This is a genomic window from Ercella succinigenes, from assembly GCF_900002895.1.
On record NZ_CDHP01000040.1, the window covers coordinates 147,068 to 174,063 of the forward strand.

Genomic DNA, 26,996 nt, shown 5'->3' on the forward strand with positions numbered 1-26,996 from the left:
ATGAAAAATGTGACTATACTGCTAAGATTAACAAAAATAAAAATATTAGATTTGCTCAATCGACCGGTAATGCTGGTAATGCTGCTTTTATTACCTATGCTGCTTGGATCAATAGCAGGTGTAGCTAATTTGCGTAATATTGATAAAGATATTTTTCTTGCTGTTTTGGATGAAGATAAAAGCCAGGCCAGTAATAAAGTCATAGAAGATCTGAAAGCAAAAGGCTGGACAATTTTTTTGCCGACTGAGAACGAAGCACAGCGTATGCTTCTTAGAGAAGAAGTGGACGGACTTCTGGTAATTGATTTGGGTTTTGAAGCAGAACTAAGTGATTTTGATAATCCTCATCTTAGATATTATGAAGCAGAAGGTTCAATGGTTACAACTATGGTACAGGAAGTAATTGTGGCCTCAGCGCTGCCACTTTATAGCCAGGAGGCGATGGTTGATCAGATTGGTGATCTTTATATGGCAGACAATCGTCAGATACCTGAGGATCTTAAAGACCGTTTTGCTAGAAGAATAGAAGAATTAAGCAAGCAGGAAGCCTTGATCACTATTGATTTCGTTGGGAATCTTCGAGTTGCTCCCACCTTGACATTTGTGGTTTCTGATTACTCAATGGAGGTCTTTTTTCTATCTATCTATGCAATACTTGGAACTCTATCGCTCTGTCGTGCAGATCTGCGCCGCCGTTTGGGCTCTACTTCCAGAGGACTGGCTTTTGATTATACTGCCACCTTGATTAGTTTGCAGCTCTTGGGTCTGGTTCAAATTATTATTTATACAGCCAGTATGAATTTACTGATGTCTCAGCCGGTCAGATTAAATGATCTTTTGATTCTCTTTGTTTTTTTATTTGTCATGCTAGGATTTGGACAGCTTTTATCGCTGATAGAAGAAAGCATGCGTTTATATCTAAGCCTTCTGGCATTGTTGTTTTCAGCATTTATCGGAGGCTGCTTTTTTCAATTGTCACACAATATGCTAAATAAATACGGGCAATACAGTCCACATGGCTGGGCTTTATCTGCAATCCGAGGTACCAGGGTCGCACCTTTGTGGATAGTTATTCTAATCGGTGCCGGTATGCTTTTTATAGGTTATTTTGTGCAGAAAAAACGAATCAATACTGATTAGAAAATTATTATTTAACCAGCAGCATTTTGGTCAAAGTTCTGATATGTTTTTCTAAAAAATCCTCTTGCCTTAAAGTTTTTGTTTCGGCAACCGAAGTATTATTACCAAGACCTGAAATCAGAGATGGTGCCAGCGAACTGATTCCTATAACAAGGCGATGCCATATATCATCTTTATCCTTTATTCCTGCTTCCTCCATCATACCGGCAAAAACATTGTAGGCGGGACTGTCTACCCCAAGGGTATTGGCGAGTAAATTATATATTTTTTTCTCTCCGGCAATCAGCATTTCAATAAAATGTCTTGCTAAACCAGGGTTATTGCCGAGTCTGCGGCTCACCTGTAGCAGCAAAAGATACAATCTATCTGCAACAGGAGCATCGCTATCTCCTGCCAAGGTAATTTCTTCTACAAAAATATCAATCAGTTTTTGTTCAATCATCTCCATGAGGTTCTCTTTCGAACCAAAATAATAATTCAAGGATGCAATATTCATACCGCTTTCAGCTGCCAGCTCCCGGGCTGTAAAATCCCCTTGTCTGGCATATATAGCTACAGCAGCATCGAGCAGCAGTTCTTTTTTTTGATCGCGACTGTTCATATTTTTGCACCTTCTTTATTGATTAGTTTGAAATCCCTTCTGTACGCATTAAGAATTGTACACTTTCCGGGTAAACTAATCCAGGGGCAGCAAAGGATTGAGGAAATACTTTTTCACTCGATATCATGCCTGAAACACTATTTTCAATTTCTTTAAGTGCTTTTGACAATTCTGACTGACCATCTGCAAGATCTGAAGCTGCACCGGGAAGTATTCTACCACCTGTAAGACTTTGATCAAGACCGGTCATCAAAGGGTCAAGTGCCTGTTCACGCACTACGAATCCTGAATTGATCTGGTTAAAAGCTGCTAGTATTTCATCAATTCCTCCAGGTATTTGAGCAATACCGGACTGCAGCTCTCCATACTGGTTTGCCAATGCTTCCGCACCTTCTGTGTATTCAGCAAGACCACTGTTGAGCTGACTAAAAGCCAGATTTATTTCACCTATTGCACCGTCAAAGCTTAGCAAAGATTGTGCTAGTTCTTTTTGAGCCGTTATGAAAGTGCCATCTGGCAATTGATCAGGCAAAGCCAAAAGCTGCTGTAATTCTGCTTTTGTCTGTTCTGGCAAAAGCAGTTGACTCATTTGCTGTTCCAATTGCATATAACCTGTTAAGATCGGGGCAGACCCCATGGCAAAGTCTGATAAACCAGTTGCAAAAAGCTGACTTCCATTATTTAATGTCACGAGTTGTGTTTTAAGCTGCAGTATGCCGTCTGTCAACTCATTCAAACCAGTTGCAAATTCATCGCCGCTTTGCGCATATAAATCCAGACCAGAGTATATCTGATCCAAACCTTCGATAAGTTTCAGCAAGCCATCACTAAGCTCTATACTGCCATTTGCGATATCTGATTGTGCCTGACTGATATTTGAAACCCCGTCGATCAAATCATCAAAACCTTCAACTGAAACGGTAGAGAGAACTGCACTGATCTGTACAGGATCCATGCTGAAATCATTTGCCTGAAAACTGATTTCATGTGATGCCGACTGTCCTGAGAGTACAGTATATGCTAAAGTTCTGGTTTTGCCGGCAATCATTTCCGTTGCGCCTGGTGCTAAAACATTTTTTGCCTTATCCATCGATAAAGGAACGGAAATCTGCAGAATATAATTAGTCTTATATATATCAGCAGCAGTTTCTGCCTGTTCCACGCTTACCTTTATTACCACATTGCCGCTGCTGCCACCTATTTGCTCAGGAGTTACTTGCTTTCCATCAAGCAACCAGTCAATTTGGATTTCCCAAGGAAGGGGCAGTTCGCTTGTTCCTTGATAATACAAATCAGCCTCTGCTCTTGCCTGCCAAACTATATTTTGCATGCCATCAAAATACGATACAGGTAAATTCAGATCGACTGCTGCTTTTTGTAATGAAGCAGTAGTTGCTATTTTAAGATCAGGCTGTCTTTCATCGGTTAAGTTTACAATTTCGGTATAATTTCCATAATCAAGCCATAGATTTTCTGTTTCGGTAGATGCACTGCCTGAGCCTGCATAGAGATGATTAACTATCTCAACACTTTTTACGCTGCCATTATTATTTAGAATACCGTAAACCGTTTCGTTTTTTTGAAAAGACTGACTGCTGTTGACAACAGAAGAGAGTGTTGGTTTTAATTCAATTTGTTCTGAACGGCCTGAACTATAACCGCTTCCTATGAAAGAAACTGCAAACAATAATGAACACATAAGAATAGATACTCTGACTGCTTTATTTATTTTCAACATGTTGCCTGACCTCCTTTTTTCGATTTAAATAGGCGGCGAAATCTGCTTTATATATTACTTTATCCAACAAGACCAGAAGCTGTGGCAGTATTATCAGAACCATAAATCCACTCATAATTGCTCCTCTGCCAATAAGAAGTCCCAGCTCCTGAATGCCTTCAATGTTTGAAACTATCCATACCACAAGTCCGGCAACAGTTAAAATACCAGCTGACATCAAAACTGATCCGCCGGCAAGTCCGATAGCTTGTTTACCGGCAGCAAGGCTTTCCGTATTTTTCCTTCTTTCTATAAATCTGCTTGTAAGAAGAATAGCATAGTCTATTGTCGCTCCAAGCTGAACGGCACTGATGATCATGTAGCCGATAAAACTAAGGCTATTACCAGCAATAAAAGGGATAGACATATTAAGCCAGATAGCCGATTCAATAATTAAAACAAGCACTATAGGTAAAAGGAAATTCCTAAAAGTAATAAGCAAAATAAGGCCTACTGCAAGAATAGAAAGAAGATTTACCAAAGAGTAATCATGCTCAACAACATCTTTGATATCAGCTACACTTGTTGTGGAACCAAAAATAACCGCTTCAGAAAAATGCTTTAAGGTAATTTCTCTGATTTGATCAACAACAGCAAAAGCTTGTTCGCCTTCCTCTAATGTATCCAGAGTCATAATAATTCGGCTATAGTCACCTGCTTCCATCTGCTCTGTTGCTTGCTTAGGCAATAACTGCCTTGGTAAAGCAGGGTCAGTCATAGATGCCAAAGACTGAATTGAATTTACTACAGGTATTTGAGCAAGTTCATCGATTAATAATGATTCTGTACCTGGAAGTCCCGAGGGGATAATAACAAGCAAAGGATTTTGTCTGCCGAAAGTATCTTCAATCAGATTTTGATCAATATCTACCTGGGAGCCTTTGCTGGACATAATAGCCGACTCTCCATAAATAAAGCTATTATTACTTTGTGCCCAGAAAGCAGCAATCATTATAATTATCCAGATAGGTACAAGAATAAACCTGCTTTTTATTATGGCGGGACTTGTTTTACGAAATGAAGGAAGCAAATTGCGGTGAGTAGTTTTATCTATAGATTTTATAAAAGTTAAAGTCATTACCGGCAGTAAAAAGAGAACACAGATAAGACTGAACAGGATACCTTTGCTCAGAACAAGCCCCATGTCGCGTCCCAAAGAATAACGCATACCGGTAAGTGCCATAAAACCGGCAATTGTTGTTGCCGCACTGGCTGTAATCGGGGCAAAAGAACCACGTACCGCTTTTATCATTGCTTTGGCAAGATCAGGTTCATTTTGTCTTTCCTCACCAAAACGATGCAGGAGAAAAATTGAATAATCCATAGAAATAGCAAACTGTAGCACTGCTACACTAAGATGGGTCATAAATGAAATATGATTAAAAATACTGTTTGTACCTATGTTTATAACAACTGCAGCTCCTATAACAATCAAAAAAAGTATCGCCTCGGTATAGGAATGGGTAAATAAGAGCAAAATAATCAGAAAAAGAGGTATAACAACCGCCATGATCCAGAACAACTCGCGCCCGACTGAAGAAGTCATATTAGCTGTCCTTACAGCTGGGCCTGCCATTGCGATTTCCGCATCTATACTTTCTCTTATTTCTACAAGCGCCTGTCGTGTTAAATCACTATAGTCGTCTTCTGTAAAAGAAACAGTAAAAAGAGCTTTATTATCCTTTAGATAAGTGTTAATAACATTTTGATCATGCCAGCTCAGAGGTTGTTTAAAATCAAGTAGATCATCTGCAAAAATAACCTGGGCAACTCCATCGACTTTTTTTATAACTTCCTTATAGGCAAAGACTTGGGGGAGATCTTCTGCTGGAACCATAATATAAGCTGAACCCTCAATACCAAAGGTTTGTTCAAGAAGCTGGAGTGATTCAACGGTCTTACTGTCATCAGGCAAGTACTCTCTCATATCATAGTTAACATTAACAAAAGGCATCAAAGCCAAACTCAGAATAACAGCTAGTGCAAAAACAATTATAACCCTGCGCCTGTGTGATAAAAACGCTTCGACAGGCAGATGATCTGCTAAATTAAAACCCGAAAGCACAAAAACACCTCCACAGATAAACTTGGCAATACCAAAAAAACGTCTACTGATATAGGCATAACTCAAAAATAAACATATGATTAAAACAAGTGTTTTAATCATATGTTTATACTAATGCTTTTATTTTTTTTATGCAATCACAAATGGCAAAATTTCTTTTTATCAATAATTCTGTTTCTTAAGAAACGCTTTATGGCAAAACCAAATATAGGCTGTTTTGCCATAAAGCGTACTGCTCATAAGATAGATTAAACTATTGTCGGTAAAGTTTATTTTTTTGTTTCAGGATCGTGCTTTGGTGATTGACTGACCAGACGAATACCCTTCATAACTGCGCTTAAGGCATCTGCACGATTCTGGATAAAGGTAGCATCGATACTTGCGAACAATTCTCCTTTATAAGTTACGACATACGCAGGTGACAGCTGATTTAACGCAAAGGCTATTACATCAAGTCTGCACTTTTCACATTTACACATATCTGTTTCTGCAATATTTTTATTTGCCAGTTCAACTACAATATCTTCGTTACAGTTTTTTAAATGATACATATATACCTCCGTATATTATAAAAAGTAAGCTGGTTTGTTTTTCTGCATATAATTACAATAACAAATTATAGACAAAGATTCTTTTTGACAATTAATTGTGATAAAAATAATAAAATAGAATATTAATATTTTCAACAAAAAGCTGTAAATTTAATTATACCTGACAATAAAGGACAAAACAATATATAATTAGGTAATAGATAGAAGCGGAGGCCGCCTTATATGAAAAACGATAATGATATTAATAAAAAAGAACAAGCAGATGATGAAAATTATACAGTAGATCAATATGTCTTAATTCAGTATTTTGAGTGGTATATGCCTTCTGATGGTAAACACTGGCAAAGAATGAAACAAGAAGCGGGGCATCTGATTGAGCTTGGAGTTTCAGGTGTTTGGATACCACCTTGCTGCAAAGGTGTTTCAGCTGATGATGTTGGTTATGGTGTATATGATTTGTTTGATTTGGGGGAGTTTGATCAGAAAGGCGCGGTAAGAACAAAGTATGGTACTAAACAGGAATTGCTGGAGGCTATAGAAGAATTACACAGGCAAGGTCTTAAAGTATATGCTGATGTTGTGCTTAACCATAAAGCAGGCGCTGATTTTACAGAAAAAGTAAATGTTGTTGAAGTAAACCCTGATAATCGCCAGGAAATTATTAGTGATCCTTTTGAGATTGAGGCATGGACTAAATTTGATTATGCCGGCAGAGGAGATAAGTATTCTGATTTTAAATGGAATAAACATCATTTTACTGCAACTGATTACGATGCCTTGTCTGATCGCACTTCTATTTTTAAAATGCTTGGCGAAAATAAAAACTGGTCAGAAAAAGTAGATGATGAATTTGGCAACTATGATTATTTAATGTTTGCAAATGTTGATTACCATCATCCCGATGTTATTGAGCACACTATATACTGGGGCAAATGGTTAATAGATGAGCTTAAGTTAGACGGTATGCGCCTTGATGCAATTAAACATATTAATGAAGATTTTATAGCAAATTTTGTAAGTCAGATGCGTGAGCATGCCGGAGAAGATTTTTACGTTGTGGGGGAATACTGGAAGAATAATACCGAGAGGCTGGCAGCCTATCTCAACGATACCGATTATCATCTCTCTTTATTTGATGTTGCTTTACACTTTAACTTCTATGATGCAGGGCTAAAGGGTCGTGAATATGATCTGAGAACAATCTTTGATAATACGCTGGTTCAGGCCAGCCCCAGGCATGTAGTCACTTTTGTCGATAATCATGATTCTCAAAAAGGGCAGTCGCTGGAATCATGGGTTGAAGACTGGTTCAAGCCTTTAGCCTATGCTCTTATATTGTTAAGGCGCCATGGCTACCCATGTCTGTTTTACGGTGATTATTACGGCACAGGAGAACCGGAAAAAACAGAACCAAAAAAAGATATGCTTGATCCTTTGCTTAAAGCCAGGCAGAAATTTGCATATGGCAAGCAGATTGATTTTTTTGATCACGCTAATGTTGTGGCATGGCAAAGACTAGGCATAAAAGAGAGACCAGGATCTGGTTTAGTTGCCATAATAAGCAATGGTGAGGAAGGGCATAAAGAAATAAGTTTTGGTACCGAAAGAGTTGGAACCAAGTGGAAAGATATAACAGGAAATCGTCAGGAAATAATAGAGCTTGATCAGGAAGGCAAAGCAGCTTTCACTGTTAATGGAGGATCTGTTTCTGTGTGGGTAGAGGATAAATAGCAAATCTCTTTGCACTTTCCAACAGGCCACCAGATAATGATAGATGCCAGAACTATATCTCGATTTTCAGAACCGATTCGCCTTCAAGCAGGCAGCCGCTGATTGTAATTGGCAGGTTATGAGTCTGGTTGGGATTTTCAATATTATATATTAATGCTCTGGCAGCTTCCCGGCCCAATGACTCGGCATCCTGTTTTAAAGTAGTAAGCTTAGGCGTCATCTGCTGCGAAAAATCAATTCCGTCATATCCTATTATGGAAATATCATGCGGATACTTTAAGCCGCTTGATCTGATAGCTTCTATTGCACCAAATGAAGCTATATCGTCTGGCAGAAGAATACAGGTTGGTTTGTCTTTTCGATTCAGTAGTTTTAAAGTTGCTGCTTTAGCCGCTTCTGTGTCATTATAAGGACATTCAATCATCATGTCCGGATTTATCTCCAGTCCTAAATGGTTCATAGTCTCTATAAATCCAGTGATCCTTTCATTTGTTACCCTTGATCTACCTCCATGCACAAAGGCAATTTTTTGATGTCCCTGTTCACTAACATATCTAACTATCTTAGCGATATCATTTCTATTATCAGATAGAACTGCCGGTGTATTTTCAAAAACATAATCTATAGTAACCATAGGCAGACCACTTTCTGCCAACTCATGAACCTCGGGATCCTCAAAATCAATACAGGCAATACAAATACCTTCCACGCCTACATGTCTGCAGCTTTGAAGATAACTTAAATTTCTATTGCCTAATTTCTGGGTTATAAAGGTTATGTGATAGCCGCATTGTTCGGCTTCCTTTTTGAAACTATCCAAAACTTGAGAAAAATGACAATGTGTTAAACCATTATGATGATCATCGATAAAAAGAACTCCAAGGTGATAGGAGCGATTTGTTTTTAATGATCTTGCCTGAGCATTAGGAAAATATCCCAGTTCCTTTGCAGCCTCTAAAACCTTTTTTTTGGTTTTTTCACTTACATCCTTATAGCCGTTTAGAGCTTTACTGACAGTAGCAATAGAAATTCCACACTTTGCCGAGATATCTTTTATATTTGCCATTTGCAAAATCCTCCTGACAAACGGCCGAAACCGTTTTCACCACTTTATAATTTTACATTTGACTTGGGAAAACTTCAATAGATAATTTTATAATTAGACAGTTTATGCCAGCCCTTAGCAGCTCTAAAAACAAGAAAAATCTCAGCTCGTGATTTTACGAACGAATTATATTCAGACAATCCTTTAATCTTCTTTTTTCATCATACATTTGACTGTCCGCATTGCTAATCGCTTTATCAAGTGAATAATTTGTTTGAGGATCAATAAGTTCAAAGCCGTGACTGACACTGATCAGATAATTTCTTTTGTATTTTGTGCGTTTTTCTGCATCAGTTAAGCTTTCTTCTTTAATGCTAAATGATTTATCTTCTGCTTGTGCGCTAAGGTCAATCATCTCTTGATTCAAATCATTAAAGACCGAATTGATTCTTTGCCATACAAGAGCAGAATTTTCAATATCTGAATCATAAAAGACAATCAAAAATTCATCCCCGCCCAGTCTGATCAGATAATCAGAGTGCCGTATACATTCTTTTACCGTTGTAGACACTATTTTGATCAGCTCATCACCAGCCTCGTGGCCGAAAGTATCATTAACCTGCTTCAAACCATTTATATCCAGAAAGCAAATTGTTATAGGCGTATCTGAATTAGCTGCCTCTTTTACCTGCTTTGAAAGCATATCAAGTCCGGAATGCCTCGCCAGAGCACCGGTTAACTGATCATAGGAATACTTGTGTAGCTTACTGCGGGAACGTATATTCATAAGCCAGATTTGCAAGAATATTAGCGAGAAAATAAGACCGATTAACAAGGTAGGTTTTTGCCTCTCAAAGATAATAGCCAGGACTTTAAGTGGTCTTTTTTCAAAAACGTACCAGCCTTCATTGCCGGGAACAATTTCAGATAATATATACCAAAGATCATCACTTATAATCAGGTCATAATCTGCCTGACTAACCATTCGTTCAGTTATACTTTGTTTTGATATTTTGGTAAAAGTATAAAAGCCATCCGGGTAATAAATAAAATTATTATCTTCGTTTTGAATATCTTGCCAAATATCAGGCTTGTCATTGATGAATGTTTCTTCCAGTCTGTCCTTATACATGAAACCCCAGGTTCTTTCTGGTTCATCACGATTAAACAGATAGTAGCCATTGTTATTCAGCCAAAGATTATTGCTGGCTGTTGACAGGGCAACCCTCTCGAAAGTAGCTAATAATTCCTCAAGCGAATAATTAACTACAATAATCCCTCCTTTATCACCATTATCAGCTCTAATAGCGGCTGCAAAACGAAGTGTAGGAACTATCGGCTCTTGTATTTGCTCATTATCCATATTTAGATCTATTTTAGATATATATACCTGACCGGGTTTCGCTTTTATGGCTTCATTAAAAAAATACCGATCCGACTTGTTTTGCAAATCTTCATCAGGCCTCTTAAAAGAACCTTCTTCATCATAATCAACCCGCAGCATTTCCATACCATTTCGGTCGATAAATCTTATTTTGTGATAATAGAATTTGCGGTTGGAAAAACTGACCCAGTCAGTAGCAATTTCTTCAGGTATAGTTTGACCGCTAGAACAAGGATCATCGCAAATGCGCTCAAACATATCTACCAGATGCAGCAAATCGGCAATAACATAGTCAATACGAGAGGTTATCAGGCCTGTAAGTAAAGATTGCGTAGTCAATTCTCTGGTTTGAGCTTCTTTTTGTAAAATGTTGGAAGAACTATAGTGCAAAACAATAAGGAAGCTGAGCACGACAAGATTTATCGAAATTGCCAGAGCAACTCCTATAGCTATTGCACGTATTCTCCAGCTTCCTATCTTCAGTTTCATAACAGCACAACCTGTCTATATAGAATGCAAACAATTACATGGAATGGTTTGTCATCATATTATATCATGATTTATAGTTTAATTAATGATTTAATAAATTGATCATTTTCTTCAGGACTTCGCACTGCAATTCGGAAATAATCAGTTCCCAGTAATCAAACCCGCAGCAAAAGCAAAGGTATGTCTAAAAATTGTCATTTCACAATCTGAGGGCTATAATGATAACAATATTAATATCCGATTAGCTCCCACTTACTCAAATGTTGATTTAGCTGTGGGTTTTTATATGAAAATTAGCTATAAACCATTATGGTGAGTGCTGATTAATCAGTAATCACATCGCCAATAAGGGAAAAGGCCAGCACATATCTATGATCACACTGATCAAGATGTGTGAGGCACTGGCTGCGATATTAAGGATGTCATCGAGCTTGTCCCTAAGTAACAAACTCGGACATCCAGACACAATTACAAAATAACACCAATTGAATTTTGAGGTGAAAAATGGCTGACAACAGGAAAGAACAAGAACGCGCAGAACTTCACAGAATGATCTGGGGCATCGCCAATGACCTTCGCGGCAGCGTAGACGGATGGGATTTTAAACAATATGTTCTGGGTATGCTGTTTTATCGCTACATATCAGAAAACCTGACACTCTATATCAACAGCGGTGAGCACGAAGCCGGTAATAACGACTTTAATTATGCTGATTTGTCTGATGAAGAAGCAGAAGTCGCCCGCACCGATCTGGTTCAGACAAAAGGATTTTTCATCCTGCCCAGTGAGCTATTCCAGAATGTTCGCAAAAAAGCATCCGCCGATGACAATCTCAATGAAACGTTGGAAAAAGTTTTCCGCAACATTGAGGGATCTGCTCAAGGTAGCGTTAGCGAAGATGATTTCAAAGGTCTGTTTGATGATATCGATGTCAACAGCAATAAGCTTGGTGGTACTGTTGCTAAACGCAATGAAAAGCTGGTAAAGCTACTAAATGGAATCGGTGACTTGAAGCTCGGTGATTACAAAGATAATACGATAGATGCCTTCGGTGATGCTTACGAGTATCTGATGGGTATGTACGCCTCCAATGCCGGTAAAAGCGGCGGTGAGTACTACACGCCTCAAGAAGTCAGTGAGCTGCTGACGCGTATCACGCTGGTTGGTAAAACTGAAGTCAATAAAGTTTATGATCCGGCCTGTGGCTCCGGTTCGCTATTGCTTAAATTCGCCAAAATCCTAGGGAAAGAAAATGTCAGGCAGGGCTTTTACGGTCAGGAAGTAAATATTACAACTTATAATCTCTGTCGCATCAATATGTTTTTACATGATATTGATTTTGATAAATTTGATATCGGACATGGTGATACACTGACTGATCCTCTGCATTGGGATAACGAACCCTTCGAGGCGATCGTAAGTAATCCGCCCTATTCTATCCGGTGGGAGGGCGACGCTAATCCTCTCTTGATTAATGATCCACGTTTCTCACCAGCTGGCGTTCTGGCTCCAAAATCAAAAGCGGATCTGGCGTTTATCATGCACGCTTTATCCTGGCTCTCTACCAGCGGTACAGCAGCCATTGTCTGTTTCCCTGGTGTTATGTATCGTGGTGGCGCTGAGAGGAAAATCCGCAAATATCTGATCGATAACAACTATGTGGATTGTGTGATTCAGCTATCTGATAATCTCTTCTTTGGTACAAGTATCGCTACCTGTATTATGGTTCTGAAAAAATCAAAATCTGAGAACAAAACACTGTTCATTGACGCTTCAAAAGAGTCGGTTAAGGTCACAAATAATAATAAGCTGACAGACGCCAATATCCAGAAGATCCTTGAAGCCTATTCAGAAAAATCAGACAAGGAGCATTTTGCCAGACTCGTACCGAATGATGAAATTGCAGAGCAGGATTACAACTTTTCTGTATCAACCTACGTTGAACAGAAAGATACTCGTGAAGTTATCGATATTGTTAAACTAAATGCTGAAATTAAGGAGATTGTCGCCCGCGAACAAATTCTAAGAGATGAAATCGACAAAATCATCGCAGAGATTGAGGTGGACGCATGAATAAAGAGTTCCAGTTTCTAATTTATAGGTCAGCCGAAGAAGATGCGTCTATTAATGCAGTCATAAAAGACGAAACAATTTGGCTTACACAAAAATCAATGGCAGAGCTATTTGGAGTTCAACCGCCAGCAATTAGCAAACATTTGAAGAATATTTTTGAAGAAAATGAACTTAAAAAGGAAGCAACTATTTCCAAAATGGAAACAGTTCAAATTGAAGGTGAAAGAAACGTCAAAAGAAGCGTTGATTTCTACAATTTAGATGCCATTATTTCTGTTGGATATCGAGTTAACTCAAGAAAAGCAACTCATTTCCGTATCTGGGCAACCAGTGTTTTGAAGGAATACATGACAAAAGGGTTTGCTCTTGACGATGACAGACTTAAACAGGGTAAAACTGCCTTTGGTAAAGACTATTTCCGTGAACTACTGGAACGTGTTCGTTCAATCAGAGCAAGTGAGCGGCGTATGTGGCAGCAAATAACGGATATATTTGCTGAATGCAGTATTGATTATGATAAGGATTCAAAAGTTACTCAAGACTTCTACTTAATGGTTCAGAACAAGTTCCACTATGCTATAACTGGCCAGACGGCAGCTGAAATCATCTACTCGAAAGCCAATAAAGAGCAAGAGAACATGGGTCTTACTACATGGAAAAATGCACCAGAAGGACGCATACTGAAATCTGATGTCACTATTGCAAAAAACTACTTGAGCGAAAAGGAAATCAGGCGTTTAGAAAGAGCTGTTACGTCATATTTCGATTATGTTGAAGATTTGATAGAACGCGAGAATGTCTTCACAATGGAGGATTTTTCCGCAAGTATTAATAAATTTCTATCCTTCAGAGAGTATAAAATTTTGCCGAGTAAAGGGTCTGTGTCAAGGCAAACAGCCGCTTTAAAAGCCGAAGCTGAATATACCGAGTTTAATAAGACTCAAAAGATTACTTCTGATTTCGATCGCCAAGTTAAGAAACTTGTGGAGAAAGTCGGTGATTCAGATGAGTAAGCTTGAAGAGTTGATTGCTGAATTTTGTCCGGCTGGGGTGGAGTATAAACCGCTTTGGAAAGTTACAGTTTGGGATAAGAAATTTAATGCGGTAGAAAGATACAAACAGCCGAGAGTTATCAATTACCCTTATTTGTTAGCTGCGGAATTATTTGCGCTTAAGCAAGTTGTTGGAGATGTATTTCTTCTTTCAACAGGTGAGCAAACGGGGTGGACAACCACTGATCTTGCTGGGGATTCCCTTTGTGAAGGAGAAGTGGTATCAATTCCGTGGGGCAAATCACGACCTGTCTGTGATGTAATTAAGTATTACAAAGGAAAATTTATAACTGCTGACAATCGAATTGCTACATCTGTTAACACAGAAATACTGTTGAATAAATTCCTGTATTATTGGTTGTTAACTCAAGGTGATTTGCTTGACTCCTTTTACCGTGGATCAGGAATCAAACATCCAAGCATGAAAGATGTACTCGACATGAAAATCCCTCTCCCACCGCTGCCTGTGCAGCGTGAAATTGTCCGGATGCTGGACAATTTCACGGAGCTTACAGCGGAGCTTACAGCGGAGCTTACAGCGGAGCTTACAGCGCGCAAAAAACAGTATGAATATTATCGGGATGAATTATTTGCTGTCACCAATAACGCACCAATAAAGACATTGGGTGAAATAGCTGTCGATATGTACAGAGGTTCAGGAATCAAACGTGACCAAGTGACTAAAACAGGTACTCCCTGCGTACGATATGGCGAAATATACACCACTTATAATATTTGGTTTGACACTTGCGTGTCACATGCTAATGCAAAAGAAATTCAGAATAAAAAGTATTTTGAACATGGTGATATTCTATTTGCGATTACAGGCGAAAGCGTTAATGAAATTGGAAAATCTTGCGTTTATGTTGGGCATGAAAAGTGCCTAGCTGGTGGTGACATTGTTGTAATGAAACACAATGAAAACCCGAAATATTTAGCCTACGCATTATCAACTGCTGATGCACAAATGCAAAAAAGCAAAGGGAAAGTTAAAAGCAAAGTTGTGCATTCAAGTGTTCCCTCATTAAAAGCTATAGAAATCCCCATCCCACCTCTCGCAGAACAAGAACGTATCGTGGCTATTCTCGATCGCTTCGACACATTGACAAACGATCTGTCAAGCGGCCTACCTGCTGAAATAGAAGCACGCCGTAAACAGTATGAGTACTACCGTGATAAACTGCTGACCTTCAAGGAGAAGACGTCATGAGTCTGTATAACATTGTTGTTTCCACGGAAGAGGCGACGGTTGTCTCTGAATATAATGCAGTATACGATCCTTCCGGCACCTATCAGAGTGAAGCAGCTTTAGAACGTGAGTTTATTCGTCTGCTGCAAACACAAGGCTATGAATATATCAAGATTCATGATGAAGCCGCTCTGATTGCTAACCTGCGTACACAGCTCGAACTACTTAACAGCTATACTTTTACCAATGATGAATGGAGCCGATTCTTTAATGAACGGATCGCCAGCAGCAATGAAGGAATTGTCGAGAAAACACGCAAGATTCAAACCGATCATGTTCAGATCTTAAGACGCGACGACGGAACAACAAAAAATATATCTCTGATTGATAAGAAGAACATCCACAACAATCGTCTGCAGGTCATAAACCAGTACGAAGAATCAGCCGGCACTCATGACACACGTTATGATGTGACAATTCTCGTAAACGGGTTACCGCTGATTCATGCTGAACTTAAACGGCGCGGCATCGCTATCCGGGAAGCGTTCAATCAGATCAAACGCTATCAGCGTGATAGCTTCTGGGCGGCTAGTGGGCTGTTTGATTATATCCAGATATTTGTTATCTCCAACGGAACAAATACAAAATACTATTCCAATACAACCCGAGCCAGCCATGTAAAAGAAACAGGCGAAGGCGACCGCAGAAATAGTAAAAAAACCAGTAACAGCTTTGAGTTTACATCTTACTGGGCTGATGCCAATAACAAAGTAATTCCGGATCTGGTTGACTTCACCAAAACATTTATGGCCAAGCATACATTACTGAATGTTCTGACAAAATACTGTGTTTTCACATCAGAGGATCTGCTCCTGGTCATGCGCCCTTACCAGATCGCTGCGACTGAGCGAATTTTATCACGCATAGATATTGCATCCAACTACAAACGTACCGGCACCATTGATGCTGGTGGTTATGTCTGGCATACGACTGGCAGCGGTAAAACACTGACATCATTTAAGACTGCACAGATAGCTTCAGCTCTTCCTTACATTGATAAGGTCTTGTTTGTTGTCGATCGTAAAGATCTCGACTATCAGACGATGAAGGAATATGAGCGCTTTCAAAAAGGTGCTGCTAACGGTAATAAGTCCACAAAGATACTACAAGAGCAGTTAGAGGATAGTACATCACATATCATTATCACAACTATTCAGAAACTGGAAATATTCGTATCAAGAAACAAAAAGCATGATGTCTATAAAAAGCACCTGGTCATTATCTTCGATGAATGCCATCGTTCTCAGTTTGGTGACATGCATAACAAAATCGTCAAAGCATTTAAGCATTACCATCTGTTTGGCTTTACCGGCACACCTATCTTCGCAGCGAATTCATCCAGTGGCGGTAATCCGCTGCTTCGAACCACGCCCCAGGCTTTTGGCGATAAGTTGCATACTTATACCATTGTCGACGCCATCAATGATGGAAACGTTCTTCCTTTCCGTATCGACTATATAAATACCGTTAAAATGAAAGACGGACTGAAGGATAAAGATGTTTCATCTATAGATACAGAGAAAGCGCTTTCAGATCCCAAGAGAATCAGGGAAGTGGTCTCCTATATCCTCGAACATTTCGACCAAAAAACCAAGCGTAACAGCTTCTATTCGCTGCAAGGTCAGCGTGTATCTGGCTTTAACTCAATCCTTGCTGTCAGCTCCATCCCGGCAGCCAAAAAATACTATACCGAGCTAAAACGGCAGCTGAGTGAACAAAGACGCAAGCTAAGTGTCGCTACTATTTTCAGTTACAGTGCAAATGAAGCGGATCCGGAAGAAGTCTTCCCCGATGAGGACTTCGATACAAGTGGTCTTGATCAGCCATCCCGAGAATTTTTAGAATCAGCAATTGCCGATTATAACGCAGACTTTAACACCACGTTTGATACCTCATCAGATAAATTCCAAAACTACTATAAAGACCTTTCCCTGCGTATGAAACGGCGCGAGATTGATCTATTGGTTGTCGTCAATATGTTCCTGACAGGATTTGACGCGACCACCCTAAACACGCTCTGGGTTGATAAAAATCTCAAGCAACATGGCCTGATCCAGGCTTTTTCCAGAACAAATCGTATTCTAAACTCAGTTAAAACATTCGGTAACATCGTTTGTTTCCGCAATCTTCAGGATGAAACCGATGAAGCGATTGCCCTGTTTGGTGACAAAGACGCTGGCAGCATTGTGCTGCTGAAAAATTATGAGTCTTATTATTATGGCTATGATGAGAACGGTAAACATCAGCCAGGTTATACAGAACTGGTCGATGAACTGCAACAAAGTTATCCGCTTGGTCAGGCCATCTTAGGCGAACAAAACCAGAAAGACTTCATTCGCCTATTTGGCGCGATCTTAAGGCTGAAAAACATCCTGACATCCTTTGATGTATTCTCCGGCAATGAAATTTTGTCGGAACGTGAACACCAGGATTATCAGAGTATATATATCGATCTGTATCAAGACTTCACCAAAGATAAGAAGGCTGATAAGGAAAAAATCAATGACGATATTATCTTTGAAATTGAGCTGATTCGCCAGGTAGAAATCAACATTGACTATATATTGATGCTCGTAGCTAAGTTTCATGAATCAAATTGCGAAGACAAGAACATTCTGATTTCGATCGATAAAGCGGTCAATTCCAGTATTCATCTACGCAGCAAAAAAGAGCTGATAGAGCATTTCATCCAGACAATCAACGCAACAACAAGAGTAGAAGAGGACTGGCATAAATTCGTTGAAGAACAAAAAGAATCTGATCTGGCTGCCATTATAACGGAAGAGAAACTTAAGCAAAAGGAAACACGGCGACTTGTTACTAACTCCTTCCGCGACGGTTCTCTGAAAACAACTGGTACTGATATTGATAGGATTATGCCGCCGACATCACGTTTTGGCGGTGGTAATAGAGCCGCGAAGAAGCAAACTGTCATTGATAAGCTGATGAGTTTCTTTGAAAAGTATTTTGGATTGGTGTAGTTTTGCATCGCATTATTAACAGGAGGATTGATTAGTGGCAATACCAAAATATCAGGAAATGTATCATGTTTTTCTTCAATGCATTTCAGATGGCAAAGAATATAGTTTCAAAGACATTAGGAATTATGTTGCCGGTAAAATGCGTGTCACTGATGATGAGCGAAAAGAATTATTGCCAAGCGGGAAGCAGACATTGTATGGTAATCGTATCGGATGGACAAAAACCTATTTGAAAAAGGCTGGTCTAATTGACTATCCTGCACGAGGGATCATTTCTATCACGCCGGAAGGATTAGCTTTATTAGCTGAGAACCCCCAAAAAATAAATGATGGTTTGTTGATGCGATATGATAACTTCCGTGAATTTAAAAAACCAGTTGTTAAGATTCAAAAAACAGATGAACCCAATGATTTGCAAGAAACACCACAGGATCAAATTGATAATGCTTTCAAATTAATCAATAGCACACTATCTGATGAGTTGTTATCAGAGATTCTTAAGCAGACACCAGAATTTTTCGAAGCACTTGTCGTCAAATTACTTCAAGAGATGGGATATGGCGGTGCTTTGCCCTCAGCGGGAATAGTTGTTGGAAAAAGTGGAGATGAAGGAATCGACGGCATTATTCGAGAAGATAAACTTGGTTTTAATATGATCTACATTCAGGCCAAAAAATGGGCACCAGACAAAACTGTTGGCAGGCCAGAAATACAGAGATTTGTTGGTGCGCTTGCTGACAAAAAGCGTAGTAAGGGTCTTTTTATTACGACAGCAAAATTTTCAAAAGAAGCAATAGGCTACGCTGAAAATCAGCAGGTCATATTGATTGACGGTGAATATCTAACCAAGCTAATGATTGAACATAATCTTGGTGTCTCTGTAGAAAAGAATTATGCCATTAAGCAGATAGATACGGATTTTTTCTATGTTGATGATTGATTAGAAATATACATGGGGTTTTGGTTCTCTCAAAAGTTGCAAGTGTAGAGGAGCAGGTGTATGTGTTGTTCGGTAGTTACTGAAAAGACAATTTATAAAATCGACGAATTGTATGATCTCTTGTTTATGTCAAACAATTTGCCTTGGAAAGGTTCTTTCAGCGAATCCTTTGTGTACAGAGGGACAAAAGAATATAATTATGATCTTGTTCCATCTTTGTTTCGTAAAGATAAACTCTCAATTATTTATAAGAATATTTACCATAAAAACATGAATGACAATAGTGATATCAACAGGATAATAGAAGGTAGAAAAGCAGAATTTATTGTTATCAGTGAATTTGTGAGATGCGCAAACGAATTAGGTCTATATATCCCTCACATGAATGATGTTATTAATAGATACGAAGACTTTTATCAGCAGTGGCCTCCTAAAAATATGATTGAACAAATGTCCTATGCACAACATTATAAGTTGCCAACGAGGTTGCTTGATTGGACTTTCGATCCTCTGGTTGCCTTGTTTTTTGCTGTTTCAGGGAGTAATAGATCTGATTCAGCGGTATGGATTTTAAATACAGATGTTATTAATTACATAAGTCAAGACCTTCCTTTTGATGAAATATTTTGTGACAGAACTCCTGCCCATCTAAAAATTATCGTGCCGACATATTTCAAAAATGCAAATGTTTTGGCACAACGAGGTTTGTTCACATATATTAGCGAAGCTCCTGTTAAAAAAATAGCGATGAAGTATGTATAAAAGAAGAAGAGGACATTGGTGTTTTTGAAAGATATGATGTTGTAAAGTATTTTCAAAATCTTAGTGAAAGTTATATAAAATTAAGTGATCCAATACTATTTAAGCTAATTATTTCAAAAAAACTGTTCGGTGACATTAAAGCAATGCTTAATAGATTAGGATATTCAGAGAACCGTCTATTTCCGTCTTACGATAGTATTGCGGCAAATATAGTGAAAGATTATTGTCAGGAAGGAGAATAAATGATGCAAAAAGTAGTAACGTATTTATATCCCGATACCGAAAAGGTAACAAATCTATTTGATGCACTCGCAAGCGATTATATGGAATATTACTTTATCCAGCTTCTTAAAAAGAGTAGCCAGTTTTCTCTTGATAATAAAGATATGCGAAGAAACGAACCAAATGTTAGTATAAATGTTAGTATATATGACAAACCCACCGTGCTGTCTTACATCGATCAAATCAACTTTCTGCTAAAGGCAGAAGGGATAGATTTTTCGGAGAGCACTTCTTTGTCTACAAGTAATTACTATTCCTCGAAATCATCAAAATATAGAGCTAAGTTATATGTTAAAGATGGCATGTTTGTTCTTTCTGCCGGATCCGTTGTTGTAAGACCTATTGAATCTTCGAAAGAGCGGAGTGATGGAGGTAGATTCTATGACCGCTTCACGTCAATTATGGATGGTTTTGTAGTAGATGGTAAGGTTCAAGCCATAGAAAGTGCTTATGAGGCTGTTGTTAATCTTAGCTTTAATAGTCCTTCCCTGGCTGCTTCGTTGATAAGCTGTAGGGCAGAAAATGGCTGGTTGTTTTTTGACGGATTGAATGATTTGAGGTAAAAGTATGATTGTGTTTTTTGATTTGTTTAGTCTGCTTGAGGATGATCAATTTAATGTGACAGACTGCGAATTGCTTCACACTGGAAATTACGTAGTTGAATCTATCGAGGTCTTTAATGACGCCATAATGTCTCAATTGACCCAAGCTCATGATATATGGACTTATCACAAAAAAAGTTTCTATACGGAAGATTATTGTTACTACACACTACTTATATTCGGGCAATTCCCCGATAATAAACAGTATTCAGACTTTATTCAAGATAGCTTTGCCATTGCAGAAGACAATGTAGTTGCCAACCTAAAAACGCCAGCATCTTCTGAGTGCTTAGTTATGGACTACTGTCCGACGGCAGATGAAATAAAATCATTGTTAAACGAGCGATCGATAGATGCAGAAATCTCGGCTGTTGATAACGAATATAGTCGCGGAGCCGGTTATGAAGAGATTATACTCTTAATCAAGGTTGTGAGAGAACTTGCTGTTCAGACCATTAAAAGCTTACCTGAATTACTTTTTTTACATGATGAACTAAGAAGAAAAATCAAGGTAGATAAGCCAACTCAAGAAATATGCAGAAAATATATTTTAGAAAATTATAAAATTGAGAATGAACTGCTTTCTTTTATTGGTGTATCACCAGTTAATAACGGGGAAGTTATAGTACATTTTAGAACAAGATATCATGAGTACATTTTGGATACTATAAACAATGAAGTTGTAGCGGCTCGACGTAAGCATGTAGGGCTGGATTATTGAATAGTAAAGGTAAAGGTAAAGGGGTACATGAATATTTTTGTAAGCTCAACATATCAAGACTTAAAAAAACAAAGAGCGATGGTGATTGATTATTTTAGACAGTTTGAAGCATTCATTGATGTAATGGAAGTATGGAGTAGTTCCGATGATCCTCCTCTCGATTACTGTTTACAAAAGGTAAAAGAAGCTGATTTATTTATAGGGATATATGGTAGCAAGTATGGCTTTGTAGATCATGCTTCCGGTAAATCATTTACAGAACTGGAATACATTGAAGCTCGTAAAAATGATGTGCATAGATTGGTTTTTTTCACAAGTGGTAATAACGATTGCGATAAATTGAAAAACTTCAAGGAATATGTCAAGAATGATCAAATAGTTGCATTCGTACAAAATGATTCTGATCTAATAAATAAAGTTGATACTGCGTTCAAAAATTTTACTGATGAAAAAGGGATAGATTTGCCAGTATTCAATAAAGAACAGATGTTTGACCAAATTAAAACTGTTGAAAATGGTTTGCCAATAGATTTGAAACTTAATTTGGATAACATTGAATATCCAGCTAAACTAATTGATGAGTTATATGATCAAATACAAGGATTAGAATACTTCTATGAGACAATTCAAAATAGCTATGAAAAGTTAGGAGAGGATTTGGGCTATGTTTTGTCAATATTTAATCATTCTGAGCAAGAATTAAACGAAAAGATTTCATGCTATGAAAATCCGTTTTCACTAAGAGACTGGGAGTGGATTACATTTTTCCCAAATCGAATAAACGAACTGAAAAAGATATACTTAGCATTGAGATTGCATATGTTATACATAAAGACAAAAGAAGTTATTTGGACCAAGGAGCTTTCTTCAGAAATACACAACTCTCTAAGTATCTTAAAAACACATATAAGTGACATAGGACTTATTGATTAACAACCATTTGAATCGGCTAGACAAAGGTAATCGAAGCACAGAAAAAGAATCATAAGCGCGCAGCAAATGAATCATACACACAAAAGTAGTAGTAATAGTCGCATAGAGATAGTAAAGTAAACCTTTCAGGATAGGTTCTTCAAACAATGATGCAACAGCTAATCTTGTGTATTAATAATCAAACTTAAGGAGAATGATTATGTCAATTATCAGGTGGTTAAATGATAATCAAGGGTTTGTAATGTCTTTGCTGACGATGATTTATGTTGCCGCTACATTAACAATCGTAATCTATAATCGCAAAACAATTAACGAGATGAAAGCCAGCAGAGATGCTGACTCTCGACCATATGTTTTTATTCATTTAGATAAGGATCCAAGAGATCCATGTTTCTATATGCGGATAAAAAACTATGGCAAAAGTAGTGCGATAATCAACCATGTTAAAATAAGTCCTAACATAAAATTATATGACAATGCCTTACCAGAAAACTTTCTAAAGAATGTTGTTTTAGCTCCATCCCAAATGCTTGAGTTTATTGTGTTAGAGATGAAAAATGAAACAGTAAAAAATGAGTACTTAGTAAATATTCAATATTCAGCAACAGATACTAATTTGAAGCAGTATAGAGAAGCGTACACACTCAAGTTGCAATATGCACTTCAAATGGGTTATTCAGAAAACAGCAAATCTGGCTGCAGTGACGAGCAAAATTCTCTTAGAAAGATTGCGAATAATTTAGATGCAATGAGACGTAAGCTATAATTAATGTAACGTAAAGCTTCAATAAAACGAAAAGAGAAGTTTACAAAAACACTCTGAAAGGCATGTTTGAATATGAGCTATTTTAAGTACATCTATATTGCCGGCAATGATGTCGATGTAAATCTGTATAAAATTGGCAAGACAACCAAGGATCCTTTCGAACGTGTTAAAAGCCTTAACACAACAAGGGTTGCCCACCAGCTTCATTTGAAGAAATACTCCATCGTTACTGATTCGCACTTAGCTGAAAAATTAATTCATGAGAATTTATCAAACTGGCGTATTAGGAATGATCGTGAATTCTTCTCAATAAACCTTGAGTACGCTGATCGGATAATAAGAACTGTTCTCAACTCGAATAATTTAGTTTATCGCCCTGAACTGCCTCCTGTGAGTAATTACAATGCACCTATTTATTCGAGTAATAATTATCACGGTCACGTAATTTCAAATAAGAGATTAGTTCTATTTGTTTGTATTTTATGTGGTTGGTTTGGAGTACACCACTTGGTTTGGGGTAAAATCACAATCGGTCTTCTTTATTTATTTACCTTTGGCTTTTTGGGAATAGGCTGGATATATGACATAATAAGAATTGCGACAGGTAAATCCTACTTGGTTACATGGCGCTATGGTGTGCCGGATTATTATCAGGGATTTAGTAACTACCAAAACAATCTGCCTCAAAATCAAACTTGCCCTGCAGTCAACTGCAATTATGTTACTAATCAACAGGACAACATTATGCCAGTTCGTACGGATGTTCTTGAACAATCAACAATTCCACAAAATATAGTTCCGCAGCCAAATGAAACAAGTAAAGATGAGGTAAATTATCCTGCCCCTCTTCCACAAAATCCTTATAAAGAGTCACTTGACAATGATATGGCCCAGATGTTAACAAATGAAACCAATTGTGACCTTATTGCTTTAAGAACCATTGTTAAATATGATAAACCATCGATTAGCCTGTTGTTTGAAAGCAAGACTGCGAACGCTGTTCAAATAGACATCAACGAGCAACAGAAGGTTGTTAGTTGCATTTCAAGGTCTAATCTTTTTTCGGACACACAAATACTGAACCAGATTATTACGCCAGTGTATTCAATATTTGACCTTAGTCAAAAGATTAACGTCAATGCTCAATCTGCATTATTCTTAACGAGTGAAATATCTCAAGAGCTTGATGTACCACATGTTGATTTGTTCAATCATATAAATCAGTATGGTACAAGCCGTATAACGATAATAAAAGAAAAGACAATATCCTCTAATTTAAGAACACTCCTTGAACATGAGCATTATAATAGCAATCTTCTGCCTTTGGGGTTTAACTATGAAAACAAGCCTCATTATTTTGACTTTGGAAAATCGCCGCATTTGCTTATAAGAGGCGTTACTGGGACTGGGAAATCGAGGCTTATTCACTCTCTACTGATATCTCTACTGATTAATATGACTCCCGATCAAGTAAAGATTATGATACTGGATTCAACTTTATTAGAGTACTTAATTTACAATTCCATTCCTCATCTGATTCAACCAGTAGTTAGCCGACAAGACAAAGTCGAAGGGTGTTTAAGGTGGGTTGGTGAAGAAATTAGAAGAAGAGAGGTAATGTTGGCTGATAATAATACCAGAGATATCTTGGCATGTAGAGAGAAAACGGCATCGAAAGATATTGCCAGCCAAGAGATGCCAGATCTGTTTCTTATCATAGATGACATAATGGGCTTTATCCCTCGAAATTCCAATTCCATAATTCGTTTGGTTGATTACATTGCGTCTCATGGAAGACCTGTTGGGGTTCATTTAGTACTTTCTTCAAAACATATCAAGTTTGACACTGTTTTTAGTGCAACAAAGGCAAATATCTTTAATCGTATTAGCTTTAAGACTGCAAATCCCAAAGAATCTACTGCTGTTTTAGGTTGTGAAGGTGCAGAAAAGCTGCATGGAACAGGTGATATTTTATATAGGCACGGATCATTACAGTCTTTAACCAGGTGCCAAGCCTGTTATTGCCGAGACAGTGAAATTGAAAGTGTGTTGCAGCTTATAAAAAGCCAATACCTTGATATTGAATATAATGATATTGAAGCTTGTTTAACTACGATACCGAAAGATACGATGGAGCAGAAGAAACAGGAGGCATAACTGCAGATGAAAAAGATTGTTGATAGGGATAAGGCGAATATAATTGAAGAAGCAAATATTCCAGCTTTTAGACTTAGCATAAAATCTATAAGCTGCTTAAAGATGTTATGCTAAAAGTAGGCTTTGTTATAGATTGAACAGATTTTGAATAGAGAGGTTACACAACAATAGTGAGGTAATGATAAGTGATAGTTGATACCAATATAATAGGTTTTGCAGAAAAAGTGAATAACTCAGTACCTTTTCCTGTTATATCAGAACGTGATTGTGATGTAAGGAAGCAATATATAAAAACATCATTAGATTTTTATAAGATCGTCGAAAAATCAAATATTCTAGAAAAAAAGGAATTAGATTATTTGAAAAACATTCGTGAGGTAATAATGACTTCTTGGCTTGAATTTTATAAAGGAAATTTGAGAACCTCTATAGAAAAAATAAAAAATCTATTAAACAAAGAGGTGCCACTCTATTTGAATAATAAGGCTCTTATTGAGTGCATTTCATCTACAATTAATCCTCAAAACACAAATGGTGTTAACCAAATGATTCAAAGTAGAGATTGCTACTCTTTGTATAGAGGAAGAATTGGAAGATATGCAAATTATGATAAAACCGATATGTTACATATTCCGTTTGATGAAAGGGAAAAAATTTCGCATCAACGATTTAGTTTGTCCGGACTTCCATGTTTATACTTAGGATCAACTTCATACTGTTGCTGGAATGAGTTGGGAAAGCCTGCCATTGAGGAGTTCAATATTAGCAGATTTGAAATTGCTGAGAAGATGAATTGTATTGATTTGACATTTGTACCTGATGTATTTCATGATTATTGCAAGAAGAATGTTGCTAAAGGAATAAATAAAGATTGTCTTGCTAAGTTTATATACTCTATGCCTATCATAATAGCATGTGGAATAAAAAACAAAAATAGATTAGGTAATGGTAGATTTAGATCTGAGTATGTGATTCCTCAACTTATAACATGTGCATTGGCAGATAAGACCATGCCAATAAACATGATTAAATATCTATCTATAGAATCATGCGAAGCTGCTTGCAATAAAGCATTAGCAATAAACTATGTATATATTCCTGTGATGGGTCGTATTAGGGATAAGCATTCTCCCCATGTATTTAAGTTTTTTAAATGTACTCCACCAATAAACATGCGAATGCACTTGGATATGTCTTTAGCAGATGCAAGTTACAATATTGTGATTAGTAATGAGTCTACGGCAAATACTGTTTTTATAGGTTTAGAATCATTATATATTCGATTGGGAGTTAAAGATTGTAAGTATGGTGAAACACACTTTGGTAAATTTGATAAGTGGTTGCTGAAGCAGAAAGCACAAAAAATAAAAATAACCAATGAAGTATAAAAGGCAATTCAGGTATGTTAAAATTGATCTTTTTCAAGTGGCTAAACTCTTTCCACGAGAGCAATAAGTTGGCTGTTTTGGAGCCTGCGATGCAAGATGTTCGGAACAATCAGCACATTGGAAAGAGCCACCGATAAGGGAAGGGCCGCTGTCGGCTCCTTTTTCGTAAATGTCCTACAAATTTTTTTGATCGCCACACGCAGGGTATCATATACCATGATCTTATAACGTCCCCGGCAATGATGGAAGAATTTTACATGCGCTGCCTCAAAAGCGTTTGTGTCCTGATTCCTGTACAAAAGGCTAT

At 37.7% G+C, this 26,996-nt stretch carries 20 protein-coding genes; 14 read left to right on the forward strand and 6 right to left on the reverse strand.

The annotated features are described in order from the left end of the window. On the forward strand, positions 1-1,140 hold the full coding sequence (locus AC0KSB_RS09380) for an ABC transporter permease (protein WP_472308585.1): 1,140 nt from the start codon (positions 1-3) through the stop codon (positions 1,138-1,140). A gap of 7 nt (positions 1,141-1,147) precedes the next feature. Here AC0KSB_RS09380 and AC0KSB_RS09385 read toward each other — a convergent pair whose 3' ends face one another. The 4 genes from AC0KSB_RS09385 to AC0KSB_RS09400 form a co-directional block, all read right to left on the reverse strand. Then, positions 1,148-1,741: a TetR/AcrR family transcriptional regulator gene (locus AC0KSB_RS09385; RefSeq protein ID WP_472308587.1), complete on the reverse strand. Its 594-nt coding sequence runs from the start codon at positions 1,739-1,741 to the stop codon at positions 1,148-1,150. A 22-nt stretch (positions 1,742-1,763) separates the two neighbouring features. After that, complete coding sequence (locus AC0KSB_RS09390; RefSeq protein WP_472308589.1) at positions 1,764-3,479, reverse strand: hypothetical protein; 1,716 nt, start codon at positions 3,477-3,479, stop codon at positions 1,764-1,766. Further along, positions 3,463-5,583: an efflux RND transporter permease subunit gene (locus AC0KSB_RS09395; protein ID WP_472308591.1), complete on the reverse strand. Its 2,121-nt coding sequence runs from the start codon at positions 5,581-5,583 to the stop codon at positions 3,463-3,465. Before AC0KSB_RS09395 ends, AC0KSB_RS09390 begins: the two co-directional genes overlap by 17 nt. Positions 5,584-5,852: 269 nt before the next feature. After that, positions 5,853-6,134 carry a late competence development ComFB family protein gene (locus tag AC0KSB_RS09400; RefSeq protein WP_472308593.1) on the reverse strand — a complete coding sequence of 94 codons (282 nt, stop codon included), beginning with the start codon at positions 6,132-6,134 and terminating at the stop codon, positions 5,853-5,855. Positions 6,135-6,356: 222 nt separating this feature from the next. Here AC0KSB_RS09400 and AC0KSB_RS09405 point away from each other — a divergent pair, with 222 nt between their 5' ends. Then, a complete protein-coding gene (locus tag AC0KSB_RS09405) occupies positions 6,357-7,865 on the forward strand; it encodes an alpha-amylase (protein ID WP_472308595.1) in 1,509 nt (502 codons plus the stop codon). 52 nt (positions 7,866-7,917) lie between these two features. Here the strand turns inward: AC0KSB_RS09405 and AC0KSB_RS09410 are convergent, their stop codons facing one another. Both AC0KSB_RS09410 and AC0KSB_RS09415 read right to left on the reverse strand, forming a co-directional pair. Then, a complete protein-coding gene (locus tag AC0KSB_RS09410) occupies positions 7,918-8,931 on the reverse strand; it encodes a LacI family DNA-binding transcriptional regulator (RefSeq protein ID WP_472308597.1) in 1,014 nt (337 codons plus the stop codon). Positions 8,932-9,085: 154 nt separating this feature from the next. Then, positions 9,086-10,783, reverse strand: coding sequence for a sensor domain-containing diguanylate cyclase (locus AC0KSB_RS09415; protein ID WP_472308599.1), 1,698 nt, complete (start codon positions 10,781-10,783; stop codon positions 9,086-9,088). 504 nt (positions 10,784-11,287) lie between these two features. Between AC0KSB_RS09415 and AC0KSB_RS09420 the strand changes: the two genes are divergently transcribed. From AC0KSB_RS09420 to AC0KSB_RS09475, 12 genes are all read left to right on the forward strand, one after another. Further along, positions 11,288-12,856, forward strand: a complete 1,569-nt coding sequence (locus tag AC0KSB_RS09420; RefSeq protein ID WP_472308601.1) for a type I restriction-modification system subunit M — start codon at positions 11,288-11,290, stop codon at positions 12,854-12,856. Next, a complete protein-coding gene (locus AC0KSB_RS09425) occupies positions 12,853-13,869 on the forward strand; it encodes a virulence RhuM family protein (RefSeq protein ID WP_472308603.1) in 1,017 nt (338 codons plus the stop codon). Before AC0KSB_RS09420 ends, AC0KSB_RS09425 begins: the two co-directional genes overlap by 4 nt. Continuing rightward, positions 13,862-15,118 (forward strand): restriction endonuclease subunit S, encoded by a 1,257-nt coding sequence (locus AC0KSB_RS09430; RefSeq protein ID WP_472308605.1) that lies wholly within the window; start codon positions 13,862-13,864, stop codon positions 15,116-15,118. The genes AC0KSB_RS09425 and AC0KSB_RS09430 overlap by 8 nt, the downstream gene beginning before the upstream one ends. Next, the gene (locus AC0KSB_RS09435) at positions 15,115-18,138 is read left to right on the forward strand and encodes a type I restriction endonuclease subunit R (RefSeq protein ID WP_472308607.1); all 3,024 of its coding nucleotides are present in this window, start codon (positions 15,115-15,117) and stop codon (positions 18,136-18,138) included. Before AC0KSB_RS09430 ends, AC0KSB_RS09435 begins: the two co-directional genes overlap by 4 nt. Positions 18,139-18,172: 34 nt before the next feature. Next, on the forward strand, positions 18,173-19,078 hold the full coding sequence (locus tag AC0KSB_RS09440; RefSeq protein WP_472308609.1) for a restriction endonuclease: 906 nt from the start codon (positions 18,173-18,175) through the stop codon (positions 19,076-19,078). A 60-nt stretch (positions 19,079-19,138) separates the two neighbouring features. Beyond that, on the forward strand, positions 19,139-19,840 hold the full coding sequence (locus tag AC0KSB_RS09445; protein ID WP_472308611.1) for an FRG domain-containing protein: 702 nt from the start codon (positions 19,139-19,141) through the stop codon (positions 19,838-19,840). Between the two features lie 242 nt (positions 19,841-20,082). Further along, complete coding sequence (locus AC0KSB_RS09450) at positions 20,083-20,685, forward strand: DUF4357 domain-containing protein (protein WP_472308613.1); 603 nt, start codon at positions 20,083-20,085, stop codon at positions 20,683-20,685. A 4-nt stretch (positions 20,686-20,689) separates the two neighbouring features. Further along, complete coding sequence (locus tag AC0KSB_RS09455; protein WP_472308615.1) at positions 20,690-21,445, forward strand: hypothetical protein; 756 nt, start codon at positions 20,690-20,692, stop codon at positions 21,443-21,445. Positions 21,446-21,472: 27 nt separating this feature from the next. Continuing rightward, the gene (locus AC0KSB_RS09460) at positions 21,473-22,378 is read left to right on the forward strand and encodes a DUF4062 domain-containing protein (RefSeq protein ID WP_472308617.1); all 906 of its coding nucleotides are present in this window, start codon (positions 21,473-21,475) and stop codon (positions 22,376-22,378) included. 199 nt (positions 22,379-22,577) lie between these two features. Beyond that, complete coding sequence (locus AC0KSB_RS09465; protein WP_472308619.1) at positions 22,578-23,144, forward strand: hypothetical protein; 567 nt, start codon at positions 22,578-22,580, stop codon at positions 23,142-23,144. A 72-nt stretch (positions 23,145-23,216) separates the two neighbouring features. Beyond that, positions 23,217-25,301 (forward strand): FtsK/SpoIIIE domain-containing protein, encoded by a 2,085-nt coding sequence (locus AC0KSB_RS09470; RefSeq protein ID WP_472308771.1) that lies wholly within the window; start codon positions 23,217-23,219, stop codon positions 25,299-25,301. A 185-nt stretch (positions 25,302-25,486) separates the two neighbouring features. Continuing rightward, positions 25,487-26,689, forward strand: coding sequence for a PDDEXK family nuclease (locus AC0KSB_RS09475; protein ID WP_472308621.1), 1,203 nt, complete (start codon positions 25,487-25,489; stop codon positions 26,687-26,689). The last annotated feature ends 307 nt before the right edge of the window (positions 26,690-26,996 follow it).